Annotated in this window: 13 protein-coding genes, 1 tRNA gene and 3 pseudogenes; 11 read left to right on the forward strand and 6 right to left on the reverse strand. The window is 56.1% G+C overall.

Features of this window, described 5'->3' with window-relative positions; translation table 11 throughout:
* The first annotated feature begins 1 nt into the window (after window position 1).
* From zwf to QTO30_RS03655, 4 genes and pseudogenes are all read left to right on the forward strand, one after another.
* Window positions 2-1,457: pseudogene (zwf, locus tag QTO30_RS03640) on the forward strand (glucose-6-phosphate dehydrogenase).
* A 92-nt stretch (window positions 1,458-1,549) separates the two neighbouring features.
* Entirely contained in the window at window positions 1,550-2,221 is a 672-nt protein-coding gene (gene pgl, locus QTO30_RS03645) for a 6-phosphogluconolactonase (protein ID WP_340422574.1), read from the forward strand.
* 3 nt (window positions 2,222-2,224) lie between these two features.
* Window positions 2,225-3,826 carry a glucose-6-phosphate isomerase gene (gene pgi / locus QTO30_RS03650; RefSeq protein ID WP_340422576.1) on the forward strand — a complete coding sequence of 534 codons (1,602 nt, stop codon included), beginning with the start codon at window positions 2,225-2,227 and terminating at the stop codon, window positions 3,824-3,826.
* 48 nt (window positions 3,827-3,874) lie between these two features.
* Complete coding sequence (locus tag QTO30_RS03655; RefSeq protein ID WP_340422578.1) at window positions 3,875-4,333, forward strand: prepilin peptidase; 459 nt, start codon at window positions 3,875-3,877, stop codon at window positions 4,331-4,333.
* A gap of 542 nt (window positions 4,334-4,875) precedes the next feature.
* Here the strand turns inward: QTO30_RS03655 and QTO30_RS03660 are convergent.
* The 3 genes from QTO30_RS03660 to QTO30_RS03670 all read right to left on the reverse strand — a co-directional run bounded on the left by QTO30_RS03660 (window position 4,876) and on the right by QTO30_RS03670 (window position 7,825).
* Window positions 4,876-5,370, reverse strand: coding sequence for a hypothetical protein (locus QTO30_RS03660; protein ID WP_340422580.1), 495 nt, complete (start codon window positions 5,368-5,370; stop codon window positions 4,876-4,878).
* 296 nt (window positions 5,371-5,666) lie between these two features.
* Window positions 5,667-5,740, reverse strand: a tRNA-Gly gene (locus QTO30_RS03665).
* 48 nt (window positions 5,741-5,788) lie between these two features.
* Complete coding sequence (locus QTO30_RS03670) at window positions 5,789-7,825, reverse strand: ASKHA domain-containing protein (protein WP_340422581.1); 2,037 nt, start codon at window positions 7,823-7,825, stop codon at window positions 5,789-5,791.
* A 290-nt stretch (window positions 7,826-8,115) separates the two neighbouring features.
* Between QTO30_RS03670 and guaB the strand changes: the two are divergent.
* The 6 genes and pseudogenes from guaB (at window position 8,116) to QTO30_RS03700 (ending at window position 13,279) form a co-directional block, all read left to right on the forward strand.
* Window positions 8,116-9,566: pseudogene (gene guaB, locus QTO30_RS03675) on the forward strand (IMP dehydrogenase).
* A 33-nt stretch (window positions 9,567-9,599) separates the two neighbouring features.
* Window positions 9,600-10,367 (forward strand): hypothetical protein, encoded by a 768-nt coding sequence (locus tag QTO30_RS03680; RefSeq protein ID WP_340422583.1) that lies wholly within the window; start codon window positions 9,600-9,602, stop codon window positions 10,365-10,367.
* Entirely contained in the window at window positions 10,364-10,768 is a 405-nt protein-coding gene (locus QTO30_RS03685; protein ID WP_340422584.1) for a hypothetical protein, read from the forward strand. Before QTO30_RS03680 ends, QTO30_RS03685 begins: the two co-directional genes overlap by 4 nt.
* A gap of 170 nt (window positions 10,769-10,938) precedes the next feature.
* Complete coding sequence (locus tag QTO30_RS03690; RefSeq protein ID WP_340422586.1) at window positions 10,939-11,346, forward strand: hypothetical protein; 408 nt, start codon at window positions 10,939-10,941, stop codon at window positions 11,344-11,346.
* A complete protein-coding gene (locus QTO30_RS03695; protein ID WP_340422588.1) occupies window positions 11,343-12,188 on the forward strand; it encodes a hypothetical protein in 846 nt (281 codons plus the stop codon). Before QTO30_RS03690 ends, QTO30_RS03695 begins: the two co-directional genes overlap by 4 nt.
* 29 nt (window positions 12,189-12,217) lie before the next feature.
* On the forward strand, window positions 12,218-13,279 hold the full coding sequence (locus QTO30_RS03700; protein WP_340422590.1) for an ATP-binding protein: 1,062 nt from the start codon (window positions 12,218-12,220) through the stop codon (window positions 13,277-13,279).
* Here QTO30_RS03700 and QTO30_RS03705 read toward each other — a convergent pair.
* From QTO30_RS03705 to QTO30_RS03715, 3 genes and pseudogenes are all read right to left on the reverse strand, one after another.
* A pseudogene (locus QTO30_RS03705) lies at window positions 13,276-14,243 on the reverse strand (glucokinase). The gene QTO30_RS03700 and the pseudogene QTO30_RS03705 sit on opposite strands and share 4 nt — an antisense overlap.
* 8 nt (window positions 14,244-14,251) lie before the next feature.
* Window positions 14,252-15,574, reverse strand: a complete 1,323-nt coding sequence (locus tag QTO30_RS03710; RefSeq protein WP_340422592.1) for a GH1 family beta-glucosidase — start codon at window positions 15,572-15,574, stop codon at window positions 14,252-14,254.
* A 10-nt stretch (window positions 15,575-15,584) separates the two neighbouring features.
* Window positions 15,585-16,607 (reverse strand): substrate-binding domain-containing protein, encoded by a 1,023-nt coding sequence (locus tag QTO30_RS03715; RefSeq protein ID WP_340422594.1) that lies wholly within the window; start codon window positions 16,605-16,607, stop codon window positions 15,585-15,587.
* Between the two features lie 278 nt (window positions 16,608-16,885).
* Between QTO30_RS03715 and QTO30_RS03720 the strand changes: the two genes are divergently transcribed.
* On the forward strand, window positions 16,886-18,244 hold the full coding sequence (locus QTO30_RS03720; protein WP_340422595.1) for an ABC transporter substrate-binding protein: 1,359 nt from the start codon (window positions 16,886-16,888) through the stop codon (window positions 18,242-18,244).
* Window positions 18,245-18,288: the final 44 nt, after the last annotated feature.

The following is an 18,288-nucleotide window of genomic DNA, read 5'->3' on the forward strand; positions in this document are numbered from 1 at the left end:
TATGGTTTCTCGCGTCATTCCGGTCGAAGAGTTCGATTTGGTGATTTTCGGCGGCACCGGCGATTTGGCCCGGCGCAAAATCCTGCCCGGACTGTTTCGTCGTTTCTTGTCTGGTCAGATCTTAAGCCGGGTCGCGGATCATAGGGGCGGCCCGGTCAGATCTGGATAGCGCTGGGTACCGTCACATGATTGCGAACGCCGTTGCCGAATTTGGCGGCGAAGAATCAAGCAATAAGAAGGGCTTGGAGGCCTTTCTTAAACAGCTAGAATACGTCGCCATTGATGCGCGCGGCGATGGTGGCTGGGCCGAGCTTGCCAAGAACGTGCGTCAGGATGTGGTGCAGGCATTCTATTTCTCTGTTGCACCGTCGCTTTTTGGTGATTTGGCTGAACGGTTGCACACGCACAAGATTGCCAACAAGAAAAGCCGGATCGTGGTGGAAAAGCCATTTGGCCGGGATCTGGAAACTGCGCGCGCATTGAATGAAACGCTGGCCGCGCATTTCCACGAACGCCAGATTTATCGGATCGATCACTACCTTGGCAAAGAGACTGTCCAAAACCTGATGGCCGTGCGCTTTGGCAATGTGTTGTTTGAGCCGCTTTGGAACAACCATTACGTTGATCATATCCAGATAACGGTGGCCGAGACTGTCGGTGTTGGCGGGCGCGGGGCCTATTATGACAAATCCGGCGCGATGCGTGATATGGTGCAAAACCACTTGATGCAATTGCTTTGCCTTATCGCCATGGAACCGCCCGGCCAGTTTGATTCCGATGCCGTGCGTGACGAGAAACTCAAGGTCATCAATGCCTTACAGCCCATTGATCATCATCACATCGTGCGCGGCCAGTATGACGAAGGCCCCGATGGGCCCAGCTATCGCGAAGATGCAGAGAATCTGCGCAGCTTTACCGAAAGCTTTATCGCCATGCGGTGTCATATCGCAAATTGGCGGTGGGCAGGTGTGCCGTTTTATTTGCGCACGGGGAAGCGCATGAAGGCCCGGTCGTCCGAGATTGCAGTTGTTTTCAAAGACCTTGGACACACGATTTTCGAAGGCGACGAAGCGCGCCACCGCAACATTCTGTCCATTCGGCTGCAGCCGAACGAAGGCATGGATTTACAGGTGACGATCAAGGAGCCCGGGCCCGGTGGCATGCGCCTGATTGACGTGCCGCTTGACATGACCTTTGCCGAGGCACTGGGCGATGACGCACAGGATGTGACCGATGCCTATGAGCGCCTGATTATGGATGTGATCCGGGGCAACCAAACACTCTTTATGCGCGGAGATGAGGTTGAGGCGGCCTGGGCCTGGACCGATCCGCTGATTGAAGGCTGGGAAGCGCGCAATGACGTGCCCAAGCATTATGATGCTGGCTCTGCAGGTCCAGAGGATGCGATGATGCTGTTGCACCGTGATGGGCGCAAATGGCGCGAGATCAAGGGCTGACGCTGACTACTAAAGACCTTACATTTATGGGTGCATCTTGGCCCGGGGTTGCCGGTGCGAACATGCCCTGACCAAACAAAAGGACTGCTCCCATGAAACTTGTTGAGTATCCCGACGCGGAAATGATGATGATGGATCTGGCCGATACACTGGCCGGTGAGTTGAAGAACTGTTTGTTGGTGCATGATCATGCGTCTTTCGCTGTGCCCGGTGGCACGACGCCCGGACCCATCTTTGACAGCCTTTGTGCGGCGGATCTGGATTGGTCCCGTGTGCATGTCATGCTGACAGACGAGCGCTGGGTGCCGGAAACCTCTGCAAGGTCAAATACGCGGCTGCTGCGCGAGCGGTTGCTGACAAGCCGCGCGGCGACGGCGACATATGTCCCGCTTTACGCCGATGCTGAAACGCCCGAAGAAAAGCTGCCAGAGCTGGCAAAGGCGTTGGTGCCAGAGCTGCCAATATCGGTGATGCTGTTGGGCATGGGCGCGGATATGCACACCGCCTCGATCTTTCCCGGCGCCGATCAGTTAGACCTTGCCCTGAACGGCGATGACCTGCTGGTTGCCATGCGCGCGCCCGGTGCGCCCGAGCCGCGGATAACCCTGTCAGCCAAGATACTGAAATCCGCCATGAGCCGCCACATGGTGATCATCGGCGGTGAGAAACGCGACGCGCTGGAACGGGCCCGCAATTTGCCGCCAGAGGAAGCCCCGGTGGCCGCGATCCTGAGCGGTACAACAGTTCACTGGGCGGAGCGATAGGTCATGTGGGATAAACTTCGCGCGCATCACGCGCAGGTCGCGGATCGTCGCTTTGAAACGCTTGTTGATAAGAGACGCGCAGCGGATTTTAGCGCCCAGATGGGTGACATGCGTTTCGACTACGCCAAGACGAATATCGACGCAGAAGGCCGCGCGCTGCTGATTGACCTGTTGGCGCAAGCGGGCGTTGCAGCCAAGCGCGACGCCATGTTTGCCGGCGCCCCGATCAATGAAACGGAAGGGCGTGCAGTGCTGCATACGGCGCTGCGCAACTTGGATGGTGATCCGGTTGTCGTCGATGGAAAGGACGTCATGCCGGACGTTCTGGATACGCTTGCGCGTATGGAACGTTTCGCGGCGGATGTCCGCGATGGTCGCTTCGCCGGGCAGGGCGGCAAGATTACGGATGTGGTCAATATCGGCATTGGTGGCTCCGATCTGGGGCCCGCGATGGCCGTACAGGCCCTGGCGCCTTATCATGACGGTCCACGCTGCCATTTTGTCAGCAATGTTGATCCTGCCGATATTGCGGGTGTCTTGCGTGCCTGCGATCCGACAACGACACTTGTGATTGTGGCCTCGAAGACATTTACGACAATCGAGACCATGACCAATGCGCGTACAGCGCAGGCATGGATGCGCCAGCGTGTCGAAGATACGGGCGCGCAGTTTGCCGCCCTTTCAACGGCCGAGGACAAGACTGCTGCCTTTGGCATTGATCCCTCGCGCGTCTTTGGGTTCGATGATTGGGTCGGTGGCCGCTATTCGATGTGGGGACCAATTGGTCTGTCCTTGATGATCGCCATCGGGCCGGACGCATTTCGCGCTTTTCTGCGCGGCGCGCAGGCGATGGACCGGCATTTCCAGACCGCCCATTGGACGGACAACCTGCCTGCGCTTCTGGCGCTTGTTGGCATTTGGCACAATCAGATATGCGGCTATGCAACCCGTGCTGTGCTGCCTTATGATAACCTTCTCAGCAGGTTACCGGCCTATCTTCAACAGCTCGAAATGGAAAGCAACGGCAAGGGCGTCAGCATGGATGGCGCTGATTTGGACGTGCCCAGCGGCCCGGTTGTTTGGGGCGAGCCGGGCACGAACGGGCAGCATGCGTTCTATCAGTTGATCCATCAGGGGACACGCGTGATCCCATGTGAGTTCTTGGTTGCGGCCCGTGGGCATGAAGATGATCTGCACCATCAGCACCAGCTGCTGGTCGCAAACTGTCTTGCGCAATCCGAGGCGTTAATGCGCGGGCGTACGTTGGATGAGGCGCGCAGCAAGGTTGCCGATAGATCCGAAGGTGAAGAACTGGAACGGCAGGCCCGTCACCGTGTGTTTAAGGGCAATCGTCCGTCTGTCACCATCGCTTACCCGCAGATGACGCCCGAAGTGCTCGGCCAGATTGTGGCACTCTATGAGCACCGGGTGTTTGTCGAAGGTGTGGTGCTGGGCATCAATTCCTTCGACCAATGGGGGGTGGAACTGGGCAAGGAGCTTGCTACGGCGTTGCAGCCTGTTGTTGAGGGCAAAGAGAGCGCGGCGGGCAAGGATGGCTCAACTGCCGCACTTGTCGACTTTCTACAAATGCATGGGGTGTCTTGAAACACGCGTTTTGACATAAGTGGCGCTAAACGCTTGAAGGACGAAGAAATGATTGTCGAAATGATACCACTGGCTATGGGTGCCATCCTGGTTGTGGCTATGCTGTTGGAGATAAAGACGGGCCGTATTCCGAACTGGCTGACTGTCTTGCCATTTGTCCTATTTGCCGTGCTTCTGTTTGTGTCCGATGACCTGACACCGCTCTATTGGCAGCTGGCACTTGCCCTGGGTGTCTTTGTTTTTGGTATTATCATGTTTGCAATCGGTGGGTCAGGCGCAGGTGCGGTAAAGCTGATGACTGGCACAGCACTATTCATCCCTCTGTCGAATGCGCTTCTTGCGGCGGTCATCTTCTTTCTGGTCTTTTTCTTTAGTTCATTTGTCTTTGTTCAGATCCGCAAGGCATTTGGTAGCGAAGATAGCTCATGGCATCTCATGGCGAACGCCGTCATCCCGCTGAGTTTTTCCATCGGGGTCGCCGGTTTGACGGGCATGTTCTTGCAATAGCGGATTTTGGAACGAGCAAAAGGAATCGAACCAGCAACTGCATTCTAGAACGTTTTGCGCATGCATAACGAATTGACTTACATGTATTTTATGTGGAATTTCAGCAAAATCTTGCGATCGCAGTGTTGAGTAATTGCCAGTCAAGGGTTCGAACCAGCGTGGCTTTTACCCAACAGACTTACGGCCCGCTGCATTCGTCTTCTCTGCCACCCTTCGTGTTGCTCTCTAAGCAGGCCTTGAACCCCAGGCGCAACTGTTAACGGCGGCTGTTCAATCAACTGAACTGCCAGAGTGTAGTGCCTTGAGATTGCGCGAGTGACCGAGGCGCAGGTTAACGCCGATCGACCTTCTGAATGGCCGAATTTCTGCTATATTCGAGGTGCCGACAGAATGCCTGGGGATCGGAACATAGTGTCTGATCTGATGGATATGCACTTTGGATAAACAAGCTCGAAGCCGTGCTATGCCAAGGTATTTGATCGCAACCTTGACTCAGCTCGGTCATTTTATCGTTTGTTCAGCCATTGGTGACGTGAAAGCTCCTAGATACAGAAGATCAAACACTCCAACTCAATACCTATTCCATCGTCGTCGGCGTCGATGATCTGTGCCCTCGGTGGCTCAGAAGGTGTGGGGCTGACAGTCGTTCGGGGCGTGCCTGCTGCATCCGGGATGCGTTGGCCATTTACCACACTGACAGACTCGACGCTGCGAACGATCTCCTGACCATCTACTTGAACGCTCACAACAGCACCTTGACGGTTTGTGCCAGACACCCAGCTCCACCGCAAACCGTCTTGATAAGGCCCGCTGACAATAGCCTGACCGCCGGTTGGTGCGCCCCAGCGCGCGATCAAGTCGCTCTTCGTCGTCGTGCCGACAATTGTGGTATTTACAAATTGCTGTCTCTGGGCGGGATCAGCAGCAAATGGAGCGTCAAGGGCAACCGGTGTACATTGAATGCAAAAAAGGACGCTCATCAGAGCAGCGAGACGTAAAAACATATTCATCGTAGGACTTTCAACTGGATCATTCATGGCAGGGTGCTTACGACTTGATGTCGAGTCAAGGGCGCTTGCTCAGCCAAGAAAGTGGAAACTGTCCGCCAGTGGTTTCTGGGAGCGGGACCTCAAATGCCGGAGGTGCGGGCAAGAGGATGATTTCTACGGGCACATCATGCGGGCGGCTGTGCCAAGGTAACCTGAGAGTGCTTGATCTGGTCCGGGTGAAAGTCTGGGACTCATGTTCCCAAAGCGCCGTAGACGTTCCCGTTTTTTTTCCACTTCAAGAATATGGAAAAATGCATATTGCCCTGTAAGTACTTGATTATTATTGGAGCGGGTAACGGGAATCGAACCCGTAACTGAAGCTTGGGAAGCTTTCGTGATACCTTTTCACCATACCCGCGCCGATACTTATGGCGTAATTGTGCGGCCCGGTGGCGTCAAGCCGCAATCAGCGGGTGCGCCGCCGTCTCCGCCCGCCCTCTCCACCACCGCCAGTGTTGTGGTTGACTTGTGGGATCATGACGATGCTTTCAAGGATGGGGAACGGCTCGACCGCGTTGGGGATGTTTGAAGCGTTCACAAAATGCTCTTGGAAACGCGGCTCAATCGCGGTTTCGATTTTGTGAATATCGTGGACCGTCTGTTCGATTTCAGCACGGGCTTCAGTGTTCAAAAGCGCGATCCGCGCGCCGGTCCCAGCAGCGTTGCCTGCACTTGTTACCTTGTCTAGCGGTGCGTCGGGTATCATGCCCAGCACCATGGCATGCTTAGGGCTGATGTGTGCGCCAAAGGCACCTGCCAGTACGACCCGATCCACTTTATCAACGCCGAATTTGTCCATCAGCAACCGTGCGCCCGAATAGAGCGCTGCCTTGGCCATTTGGATTTGTCGGATGTCGGTGTTTGTGACCGCGATCTTCGGCCCGTCACTGTCGGTGCCATCGTAAAGGAGGTAGGAGTTCGTGCGCCCATCTTTGAAGCAGTTGGGTGAACCTGTCTGTTCGGCCGATCCAATCAGGCCCGGTCCGTCGACAATGCCAGCCATTCGCATTTCCGCGATCACTTCGATAATGCCAGAGCCGCAGATGCCGGTGATACCGGTTTGCGCAATCGCGGCATCAAAACCGTCTTCGTCTGACCACAGCTCTGATCCGATGACCTGAAAGCGCGGCAGTTTGGTTTCCGGATCGATTTCAACATGTTCAATTGCACCAGGGGCCGCGCGTTGCCCGCTGGTGATCTGCGCGCCTTCAAAGGCCGGACCGGTGGGGGAAGAGCAGGCGAGCACTTTTTCCTTGTTCCCGAGCAGGATTTCCGCGTTGGTCCCCACATCCACGACCAGCACAAGGTCTTCGGACTTATCAGGCGCTTCTGACAGTGCGACAGCCGCAGCATCGGCCCCCACGTGGCCCGCGATACAGGGCAGCAGATAGACGCGGCTGGCAGGATGCAGGTTGAGGTCCAGCTCTGACGCGCGCAGTGATATGGCCTCAGAAGTTGCTAGTGCAAAGGGTGCTTGGCCCAGCTCGTAGGCGTCTATGCCGAGGAAAAGGTGGTGCATCACCGGGTTGCAGACGAACACAGCATCCACGATCAGGTCACGGTCGATTTCCGCCTCGGTCGCGATTTGCACGAAAAGGGCGTTCATGCCTTCGCGCACGGCGACGGTCATCTCGTCAGATCCGGTGGGGTTCATCATGCCATAGCTGACCCGGCTCATCAGGTCTTCACCAAAGCGGATCTGCGGGTTCATGATGCCCGATGAGGCGACAACCTCGCCCGATTGCAGGTCGCAAAGATGGGCGGCAATGGTGGTAGAGCCCAGATCGACGGCGAGGCCGTAAAGCGTGCCTTCGTAAAACCCCGGCCAGATGTGGATAATGCGCGGGCTAAAGACCGCATCGCCAAGGTGGACAGCGACGGTGACCTTCCATTCCCCTTTGCGCAATGCACTTTGCAGGGTTTTGAGGGCGCCGAGGTCGGCTTCAAGTTCGGGCAATTCCCAATCGCGGCGCAGGGCAGAAACGAGCCGTTCCAGATCGCCTGAGGGGTCGTGCATGTCGGGTTCGGCCACTTCGACATAGTAGAGCTTGGTCGAAGGGTTCATGACGATGTCGCGTGCCTCAGCCCGTTTGCGCACGACTTGCTTGTGGACTTGGCTTTCGGCGGGGACGTCAATGACCACGTCACTTTGGATGGTGGCTTGGCAACCCAGGCGGCGGCCCTTCTTCAGACCGCGTTTGTCGTCATAGCGTTGCTCGACGCTGTTCCATTCGGAAAGCGCGTTGTCTGCGACGGTGACACCATGCTTGGAAAACTCGCCATAAGACGGCGTGATTTGGCATTTCGAACAAATGCCGCGCCCGCCGCAGACGCTGTCCAGATCGACGCCCAATTGCCGCGCTGCTGTCAGTACAGGCGTACCTACTGCGAAGTGCCCGCGTTTGCCGGATGGGGTAAAGATGACGAGAGGATCGTTGGACATGATGCGCGCCTGATTTGACCTGCCCTGAATGTATCTTTTGCGCACCCGATGGGAAGGCCCGTATCCGTCATAATAACTATGAGTAGCGGCATGGTGTATTGTGCAAATCTGCTCATCAAAGCATGGTCCAGCGCCGCGGCATCGGTCGGCGCAAAATCAACTTGTCGCGGCTTTGTCGTAAGAGCCATTTGCCGTTGCAGCACGGATCAAATGCCAGTTACCCCTTTCCGTCCTTACATATCCATGCGATAGCGACGTGCCAACGATACCACGACAAAGGAGACTGGTTGATGGAGATTCGCGAGGCACTCACCTTTGATGATGTTTTGTTGGTGCCCGGGGCATCAAGCGTGCTGCCGTCGACGGCTGATACGTCGACCCGTGTCACCAAATCCATAGCGATGAACATCCCGCTGCTGTCGAGTGCGATGGACACCGTCACCGAAGGCCGTATGGCCATCGCGATGGCGCAGGCGGGTGGTATCGGCGTTGTCCATAAGAACCTGAACATCGAAGAACAGGCCAAGGAAATCCGCCGGGTCAAACGCTTTGTCTCGGGTACGGTCTATAATCCCGTTACCTTGCGGCCTGATCAGACCCTTACTGATGCAAAGGCATTGATGGAACGATACCGTATCACAGGTTTCCCTGTTGTAGGCGAAGATGGCAAGGTCGTCGGCATCGTCACCAACCGGGACATGCGCTTTGCGCAGGATGACAAAACACCTGTCAGCGTGATGATGACCACTGAAAACTTGGCGATGCTGCAAGAACCCGCGGATCTTGATGAGGCCCGCTCGCTGATGCAGGCGCGCCGGATTGAGAAGCTGTTGATTACCGACGGGCAGGGGAAGTTGCAGGGTCTTCTGACGCTTAAAGACAGTGAACAGGCCGTCTTGAACCCCATGGCCTGTAAGGATGAGCTGGGTCGGCTGCGTGTGGCGGCTGCCTCTGGCGTTGGCGACAGCGGTTTCGCGCGCGCCGAGGCGCTTGTTGATGCTGGCGTTGATATGATCGTGATTGATACGGCCCACGGCCACTCTGAAGGCGTCGCGCAGGCTGTTGAGCGCGCTAAGAAGCTGTCGAACGAGGTGCAAATTGTTGCTTAGGCAACATCGCCACGGGCGAGGCGGCCAAGGCGTTGATTGGCGCAGGTGCAGATGCGGTAAAGGTTGGCATTGGTCCCGGTTCTATTTGTACAACACGCATGGTTGCCGGTGTCGGTGTCCCGCAGCTGACGGCGATTATGGATTGTGCGGCCGGAGCGGGTGACATCCCGGTGATTGCAGACGGTGGTATCAAATTCTCGGGCGATTTTGCCAAGGCGATTGCGGCGGGTGCCTCTTGCGCCATGGTTGGCTCGATGATTGCGGGCACAGATGAAAGCCCCGGCGAGGTGATCCTCTATCAGGGTCGTTCGTTCAAATCTTATCGTGGGATGGGCAGTCTTGGGGCGATGGCCAGCGGGTCTGCGGATCGCTATTTCCAGAAAGAGGCGGCGAGCGACAAGCTGGTGCCCGAAGGGATTGAAGGGCAAGTGCCTTATAAGGGCTCTGCCCATGCCGTGGTTCACCAGTTGGTGGGCGGTTTGCGGGCGGCTATGGGCTATACCGGCTGTGCTACAGTCGATGAGATGCGCAAGAACTGCAGTTTCGTGAAAATCACAGGCGCGGGCCTGAAAGAAAGCCACGTCCATGATGTGCAGATCACCCGCGAGAGCCCTAACTACCGGGTCGGCTAGGGTGGGTACTTAGGGTTTAGCAGGAAGTGAGCGATGACACCGGCCGCACGTATTAGCGCAGCCATCAGCTTGATCGACCGCATTCAAGCTGGCGCACTTGCAGACCGTGTTCTGACCGATTGGGGACGCAAGAACCGATACGCTTACTCAAAGGACAGAGCCGCCATCGGCGACATTGTGTATGACGTGCTGCGCAAGAAGCAAAGCTGCGCATCACTCGGCGGGGGCGAGACGGGAAGAGCGCTCTTGCTGGGTTACATTCGTGACGGCGGGCAAGATCCGGCGACCGTTTTCGGTGCCGATCAATATGCGCCATCCAAACTGAGTGATGAAGAACTGTCTTTAGTTCAGTCTGCACCAATTCGATCCAACGAGTCCCGTGACTTTCCCGAATGGCTTTGGCCGGACTTGATGCGGTCTCATCAATACAATGCGCAGGCTATAGCGTTGGCGATGCAGGACAGAGCGCCCGTGCATCTTCGCGTGAACCTCATGAAACTGAATCGCGAAGAGGCGATCACTGCACTTGCTGACGAAGGCGTCATTTGTAAGCCGCTCACCCTGTCTCCGTCAGCTTTGCAAGTCGTTGACGGCGCGCGGAAGATTAGGAATTCGCGGTCCTATCAGAATGGGGCCGTTGAACTGCAAGATGCTTCATCCCAGGCCGTTGCCGATATGGTGCCGCTGAAACAGGGCGAGACCTTGCTCGATTTCTGTGCAGGTGCTGGTGGCAAGGTTCTGGCTGTGGTTACCGCACGGTCGGCATGTTTTTTGCATATGACGTCGATCAACGCAGAATGAAAGACTTGCCCGTCAGGGCCGCCCGTGCGGGCGCACGTATCAAGCGAGTTTCGCCCAAAGACATTGAACAAGGTCGGTGGTTTGATACCGTTCTGGTCGACGCACCGTGTTCGGGCAGTGGATCCTGGCGTCGCGATCCACAGGGTAAGTGGTTGCTTACCCCAGAAAAGCTTGATCACGTTCAGAGTTTGCAGAGAGATATCCTTGATCGTGCGGCCAAGCTCGTTAAGCGGCAAGGGCATCTTGTTTATGCGACGTGTTCCTTGCTTGATTGCGAAAACGAACGGCAAGTCCAGGATTTTCTGACCAGAAATCCTGATTTCTCGATCGGTCTCGAACGGCAGTTTACGCCGCTGTCGGGCAGCGATGGTTTCTACTGTTGTGTGCTTCGCCGAGATTGACAGCCAAGAAAGAAGCTGAGCGTTCTGCAGCACGGCCAATGATATTCTGCACCTGTGGCATTATGAAACAACGATACAACCTAGAATTGATTTGAGCGATTTGCTATTGGTGTTTAAGGGGGCGTTAACCATTCGGAGCTTAACTGGGTGCGCGTAGTGAGGTTTGTTGAGTGCCTTTTGATCAATCGTTTGAGATAAAACCTGCCTTGGTGACCGCCAGAACACCCTCAGTTGTGAGCCTATTGGCTTCGGGGCTTTTGTGTATTGCCGCTGCTGCCGCAGCGCCGCTGGTTCCGTTGCAATACGGATGTGCCATTTGTGGTGGTATATTGCTGTTTTTGGCTGTTTTCGCGAAATGGTCGGAACGGGGTGCGCAGGTTGCGAATGCGCGACTGCGCGAAACGGCACGTCGGATCATTGCACATGATGTTGGTGTCGGTTTTGTCACTGATGGGGCCGGGGTCGTACAGTTTTCAAATGCAGCAGCCATGGATCGCTTTGGCGATAGCCAGGGGCGCAGTCTGGCCAATGTCTTTGAACTGATGCTGGCGAACCCAGGGGGGTGCTTTCTCAGGTGATCGCACAGGCAAGTCAGACCGGCGCGCAGACAGAAGACATTGTTACGCGCGCCGGGCATTTCCGCTTGCGATTGCTGATCATGAGTGCGCAATGCCAGATGTGGTGGCTTGATGATGCAAGCCAAGGCGGCCTTGGGCCCAACAAACAAGGCAATCAGCAGACATTCGCCATGATGACCGTGGCTGCTGACGGTCGTGTGTTGGGTATGAACGACGCTTTTGGCGTGTTGGTGGGGTCGTCGCACGCGCATCTGGACGACATTTTTGAAGATTTGCCGCTACGTAACGGGCAGGTGCACAGTGTGCGGGGGGTGGATGGTACCCTTCCGGTCGTGGTTGCGATGATCGCGGGCAAGGGGGATACCAGTCACGTCTATTTGCTGCCCGGGGCCAGCGCAACGCAGATGCCGCCGCAACTAGAGGCGGGATGGGACGCGATTGAGGATTTGCCGGTGCCGCTGTTAAAAGTCGCGCAGGATGGTGCAGTTTTGGGGTCAAACCGTGAAGCGCGCCAACTTTTGGGGATTGGCAGCACAGCGGGATGCAACCTTGCAGACGTTCTGAATGATCCCGGTCGGCCGATCAATGATTGGCTGTCCGAGGCATTGACTGGTCATGCCGGAAACGTCTCGCAGTTCCTGCATGGGCGGGGCAAGAAACAAGATACTTTCGTTCAAGTCACGCTCAACACCGCCGGTGGGCCCGATGACTTGCACCTGATTGCCGTACTAAACGATGTGACAGAGTTGCGGTCGTTAGAGTTGCAGTTTGTGCAAAGCCAGAAGATGCAGGCGATTGGGCAACTGGCTGGGGGGTCGCGCATGACTTCAATAATTTGCTGACCGCTATTTCGGGGCACTGTGAGCTTTTGTTGTGCAATCATGATGAGCATGATCAGGACTATGGCGATTTGATCCAAATCCATCAAAACACCAATCGTGCCGCCAGTCTTGTTGGACAGCTGCTTGCGTTTTCGCGCAAGCAAAACCTACAACTCGAGACGATTGACTTGCGCGATACGCTGTCGGATCTGGCTCATCTGTTGAACCGTCTGGTTGGAGAAAAAGTGACCCTGACTCTCGATCATGATCCCCAATTGGCGCATATCAGAGCAGATAAGCGGCAACTCGAACAGGTTCTGATGAACCTTGTGGTCAATGCCCGCGATGCCATGCAGGGCGCAGGCGAAATTCGCGTTGTTACCAAAAACACAACATTGACCAAGGCAATGCATCGTGACCGGGCGACCGTGCCAGCCGGTGACTATGTGTTGGTTAAGGTGATTGATGAAGGGCAGGGCATTCTGGCCGAAAAGCTGGGCAAGATTTTTGAACCCTTCTTTACCACCAAACGCCCCGGCGAAGGCACCGGACTGGGCCTATCGACGGCGTATGGGATCGTCAAGCAGACCGGCGGATACATCTTCGTTGATACGGTTGTCGGGGAAGGAACTACGTTTTCTCTTTTCTTTCCGTGTCACGTTGAAAAGGAAAAACCAGCATCAGATGCGCCGCCCGCCGCGCAGCCACGCATTAAGACAAGCGCCGAAGGTGTCGTTCTTTTGGTTGAAGACGAAGCACCTGTCAGAGCCTTTGCGACGCGCGCGTTGCGCTTGCGCGGCTATACCGTGCTCGAGGCCGACCATGCAGAGGCCGCGCTTGAAATGCTTGAAAATGAAGACCTGCATGTTGATATCTTCGTCACGGATGTCATCATGCCCGGCCTTGATGGGCCAACTTGGGTGCGCCAAGCCTTGAAATCACGCCCAGATACCAAGGTTGTTTTCGTCTCGGGGTACCCTGAGGATGCATTTGACGACGGACAGCCGGAAGTGTTGGGTGCGGCATTCCTGCCTAAACCGTTCTCACTGAAGGATTTGACGGATGCAGTGCAAGACCAACTGCGTGGAACTGCGGAACTTGTGGAAGGTTAGCCCAAGGCGACCAGATGTGCCGCTGATCCGGTGAGTGCAGCATAGTCATCTTCGATAACATGCACTGAAAAGTTGTTCATAAAACCGGCAAAACGGCCTTTGTCCCGGAATGCCTCGCCAAAGCCAAAGTGGTTGAGATGGGGGGCAAAAGCACGGGCCACGCCGCCGACAAGATAGACCCCCCGAACGGCAATTGGATCAACGAGAGGTTTCCGCAGACGGTGCCCAGGATGCGGGTGAAGAGCCGTGCCGCGGCATCTGCACGCGGATCCGATCCGTCTGCGCATGCGGCCATAATATCTTTGGCAGCACATTCGCGCGGGTCATCTGCCTCTTGCCCCAGGAACGCATAAGCGCGTTCCAAGCCACGGCCAGACAACACGTCTTCGACGGCGGGAAAACCATGCGCAGTGGATACGAATTGACACAACCGTAGCTCCATCTCATTGCGGATCGGCAAGTTTGCGTGTCCGCTTTCAGAAGGAGTGACAATGCGCCCATTTGGCAGGTCATAAACCGGCGCCGCGTTAAATCCGGTCCCGACCCCCACCACCAACCTCGCAGCATTCGGACTGCTTGCAGGCCCGGACAGAATACTGCGGATATTTGCTGCGTCGATGTGCCCCAATGCATGGCCCTGCGCCTGAAGATCATTCAGGATTGCCACCGTTTCGGCCTTCGTGGCACGTGCCAGCGTCTCTTTGTCGATTGTCCAATCCAGATTGGTCATCGTTGCCCGACCATCGCGCACCGGGCCTGCAACCGCGACGCAGGCCGCAATTGGATCAACACCGCCTTCATCGGTGATGTAGCGGGTCAACACTGACTCGAGCCCCTGAAATTCCGCATTGCGATAGCGTCGGATTGTACGGTCAACAATGCGGCGCCCGTCGGCCAGAGCCACGCGTGTGTTGGTGCCGCCGATATCGGCAACCAAAGAGTATTTATTTTCGGGGTGTCCCATGGCCGTCCTTACTGCGCGATCGCTGATTTGAGCGCGTGATAAGATCCTTTCGGCGTCCGCTTCAAGGTTTCAAAGTCAACATAGACCATACCAAACCGCTTTTCATAGCCAAAGGCCCATTCATAGTTATCCAAGAGAGACCAGTAGAAGAAGCCCTGGACATTGGCACCGTCTGCAATCGCCTGCCTCGTTGCCATTACGTGATCCGAGATAAATGCCATCCGCTCAGGATCATAGACCGCACCATTCTCAACTTGGTCATCCCACGCCATGCCATTTTCGGTCACATAGACAGGCATATCCCCGATGTAGTCGCGCGAAAGGCGCGTCAGGACAGAGCGGAGCCCATCTGGATAAATCTCCCACCCCATTTGGGTCTTGTCGCCGGGGCCGTCTTCTGCGACGAGGCGCGGCCAGACGTCTGTTTCATCCGCCAAGACTTTATGGCGCGTATAGTAATTCACACCCAGAAAATCGATGGGTTGACTGACCTCGGCCATATCGTCTTCCCATCCAGTGGGCATATGCGGGCCCAATCCAGCCAGCGCCTCGGCGGGGTAGGTGCCCTTCGTGATCGCTTCGATGAACCATCGGTTCATGATCGCGTCCCATGTTGTGGCCGCCTGTATGGCTTTGGCAGAATTGTCTTGTGGTTCAGTATGATCGAAGTTCAGCACGACCCCACAGTCCTGTATGCCCTTGGCGCGCAGTCGCGTCATTGCAACCCCATGCGCCAGATTGATGTGGTGCATGGCGCGGGCGGTGGCCCGGATATCCCTCAGCCCCGGCGCATGATGCCCAAGGAAATGCGATAGATATGAGACGCACCAGGGTTCATTGATCGTGGCAATTGCAGCGACGCGGTCGCCGATCCTGTCAGTGATGATATCGGCAAAGTCGCCGAAATAGTTGCAGGTATCCCGGTTCATCCATCCGCCATTGTCGGCCAACGCCGCGGGCAGTTCCCAGTGATAAAGTGTTTGAAAGGGCTTGAGCCCACGTTCCAGCATTGCATCGACCAGCCGGTCGTAGAAATCCAGCCCGTCAGGGTTCGGCGTCCGACCATCCGGCATCACCCGCGCCCAGGATGTGGAAAAGCGGTAGGCATCCATCCCCGCGTCCTTGAGCAGATCAAGGTCTTCGGCAAAGCGATGATAATGATCGCAAGCCACGGCACCATCTTCGGCGCGCACGACGTTGCCCGGGCCCGCCGCGAATGTATCCCAATGGGTGGCCCCAGCGCGCCCAAATTGATGCCCTTCAATCTGATAGGCAGCGGTTGCAGCCCCAAAGAGAAAACCTTGGGGGAAATCGGATCGTTTGAAATCCATGTTCGTCCTTTCAGGGGGCAGGGCCGGTTGACGACCCAACCATCAGTTCTGCTTCGAGCAATTGTTGTTGTGGCGGTTGCAGTGGGTTTGCAATTGCCGTCAGGAGCATTTCTGCCAACTTGCGACCTGCGTCGCGCACGGATGAGCGGGTGGCTGTGAAAATGGGCACATCTCCACCGTTCTGTAAATAGGACAGGGCATCGTCATGGGTCACAACCGATACATCCCTGCCCATCACCAATCCTTTTTCTTCGATTGCCCGTCTGACACCCAATGCAGAGATCAAAGAAGAACACAGGATTGCCGTAGGTGCGTTTTCCGCGGCCAGCATGTTTCGCGTGCTCTCGTAGCCAAAGACTTCGGTCATCTCGCCTGATCGCATCAGATCGGGATCAAGGGCCACGTCATTGGTGCGCAAAGAGGCCGCATACCCATCGCGCCTGCGATGCGCGAAATCCATGACTTCAAGGCCGTTGATCAGGGCAATACGTCGATGCCCGAGATCAAACAGGAAATTTGTAGCGCGCTCAAAGGCGCTGCGGTTGTTGACGTCAAGCCAGGCGTAAGGTTGGTCAAAACCCGACGCGCGCCCATGCACCGCGAAAGGTAAAGCCAGTTCCTGCAAAAGCGCGATGCGCGGATCATCCATACGCGGCCCGTGGACGATCACCCCATCCACAGCGCGGCGGGATTTCAGCCCTTCGTAGATACGCCGCTCATCCGCGTCATCCACGATCGAGAGGATCATTTCGTATCCATGGCGTGAATATGTTTCGCCTGCGCCAGCGATGAAATCTCCAAAGATCGGGTTCACCATCTCATGTTTACTTGAGAGGGGAATCACATGACCGATGGCCAAAGCCTGTCCTGTGGCCAGCCCTTTGGCACGTGTTGACGGGCTGTAATTGAATGTCTTCGCGGCCTCTTCGACGCGGCGACGCGTAGAGGGGCTTACCTCCGGATAGCCGTTTAAAGCGCGGCTGACGGTGGTTTGGCTGAGGCCCAGATTCTGCGAAAGTTCTTTTAAATTCATCGGGTCGGTCGAGCTTTCAAAGCGCTATTATTCAAGTTTTTCGCAACGCCGTTGCACGGTTTTACACCGGGAGCCTTCGTTGATTAGCATGATTTTAGGGGAATCCAAGAAAATTTTTAGCGCTAACATACCTGTATTGACAGACGCTTAAACATCGCTGAGTGTAGGTAAATCCAAAGCGCTTTGGGCCGATGATTCCAAATGCGTGCCGGGAATGACAGCACGTGAGTGTGCACAGAAGTTACGCGCCGGATTGGGCGCGATTGGGAGGAAAATCAATGAAAACGAAACTGTATGCCAGTGTGGCAGCGGTTGCCCTGACAGCGGGTGCCGCAAGCGCTGATGGCCATCTTCCGTTCACACCGGGTGAGGGCGATTTCAGCTGGGACAGCTATAATGCATGGGCCGAGGGTGCGCCCGATCTGTCCGGTCAGGACGTCACAATCTTTGGCCCATGGTTGGCGCCCGAAGATGATATCTTCCGTTCCATGATCGCCTACTTCACCGATGCCACTGGTGCGAACGTCACCTATACGGGCTCTGACGGCTTTGAGCAGCAGATCGTGATTGACGCCGAAGCAGGCTCTGCACCAAACATTGCTGTGTTCCCGCAGCCCGGCTTGGCTGCAACGATGGCGGCGCAGGGGCTTTTGACACCACTTGGCGACGACATGGGGTCCTGGGTTGCTGACAACTACGCCGCAGGTCAATCCTGGGTTGACCTGGGCACATACGGTGACGCGAATGGTGACGACCAGTTCTACGGCTTCTTCTACAACGTGAACGTCAAATCGCTTGTCTGGTACTCACCAGAGAACTTTGAAGACGCGGACTATGAAGTGCCAGAAACTATGGAAGACCTGATCGCGCTGTCCGAACAGATGATCGCCGACGGGGAAACGCCATGGTGCATTGGTCTGGGGTCTGGTGCTGCAACAGGTTGGCCCGCGACCGATTGGGTCGAAGACATCATGCTGCGCACGCAAGCACCTGAGGTCTATGATGGCTGGGTCAGCAATGAGATTGCTTTCACCGATCCACGCGTGATCGAAGCGGTTGAGACATTTGGCATGTTTGCCAAGAACGATGATATGGTGGTAAGCGGTTCCGCTGCGGTTGGCTCCACAGACTTCCGCGACAGCCCAACCGGTCTCTTCTCATCGCCACCACAGTGCTACATGCACCGTCAGGCATCCTTTGCGACAGCATTCTTCCCGGATGATGTTGTGCCAGGCGAAGATGCAGACTTCTTCTACTTCCCATCCTTTGCTGAAAAAGACCTCGGCAACCCGGTTCTGGGCGGTGGTACTTTGATGGCTGTTACTGATGCGTCTGACGCAACAATGGCCTTCATGGAGTTCCTGCAGCAGCCAATCGCGCACGAAGTGATGATGGCGCAGACCGGCTTCCTGACACCACACTCTGGTGTGAACCTCGCGGCTTATGGTGACGAAATCCTGCGTGGTCAGGGTGAAATCCTGCTGAACGCCACAACATTCCGCTTCGACGCATCAGACCTGATGCCCGGTGCGATTGGTGCAGGCACCTTCTGGACAGGAATGGTGGACTACGTCGGCGGCGCATCCGCTGAAGAAGTCACCGGTGCGATCCAGAGCAGCTGGGATGCGTTGAAGTAAGCGGTGGCTCCGAGAGCTTAGTCTCACAAGAAATCGGTTCGGAC

The organism is Yoonia sp. GPGPB17 (genome assembly GCF_037892195.1).
Taxonomy (GTDB): domain Bacteria; phylum Pseudomonadota; class Alphaproteobacteria; order Rhodobacterales; family Rhodobacteraceae; genus Yoonia.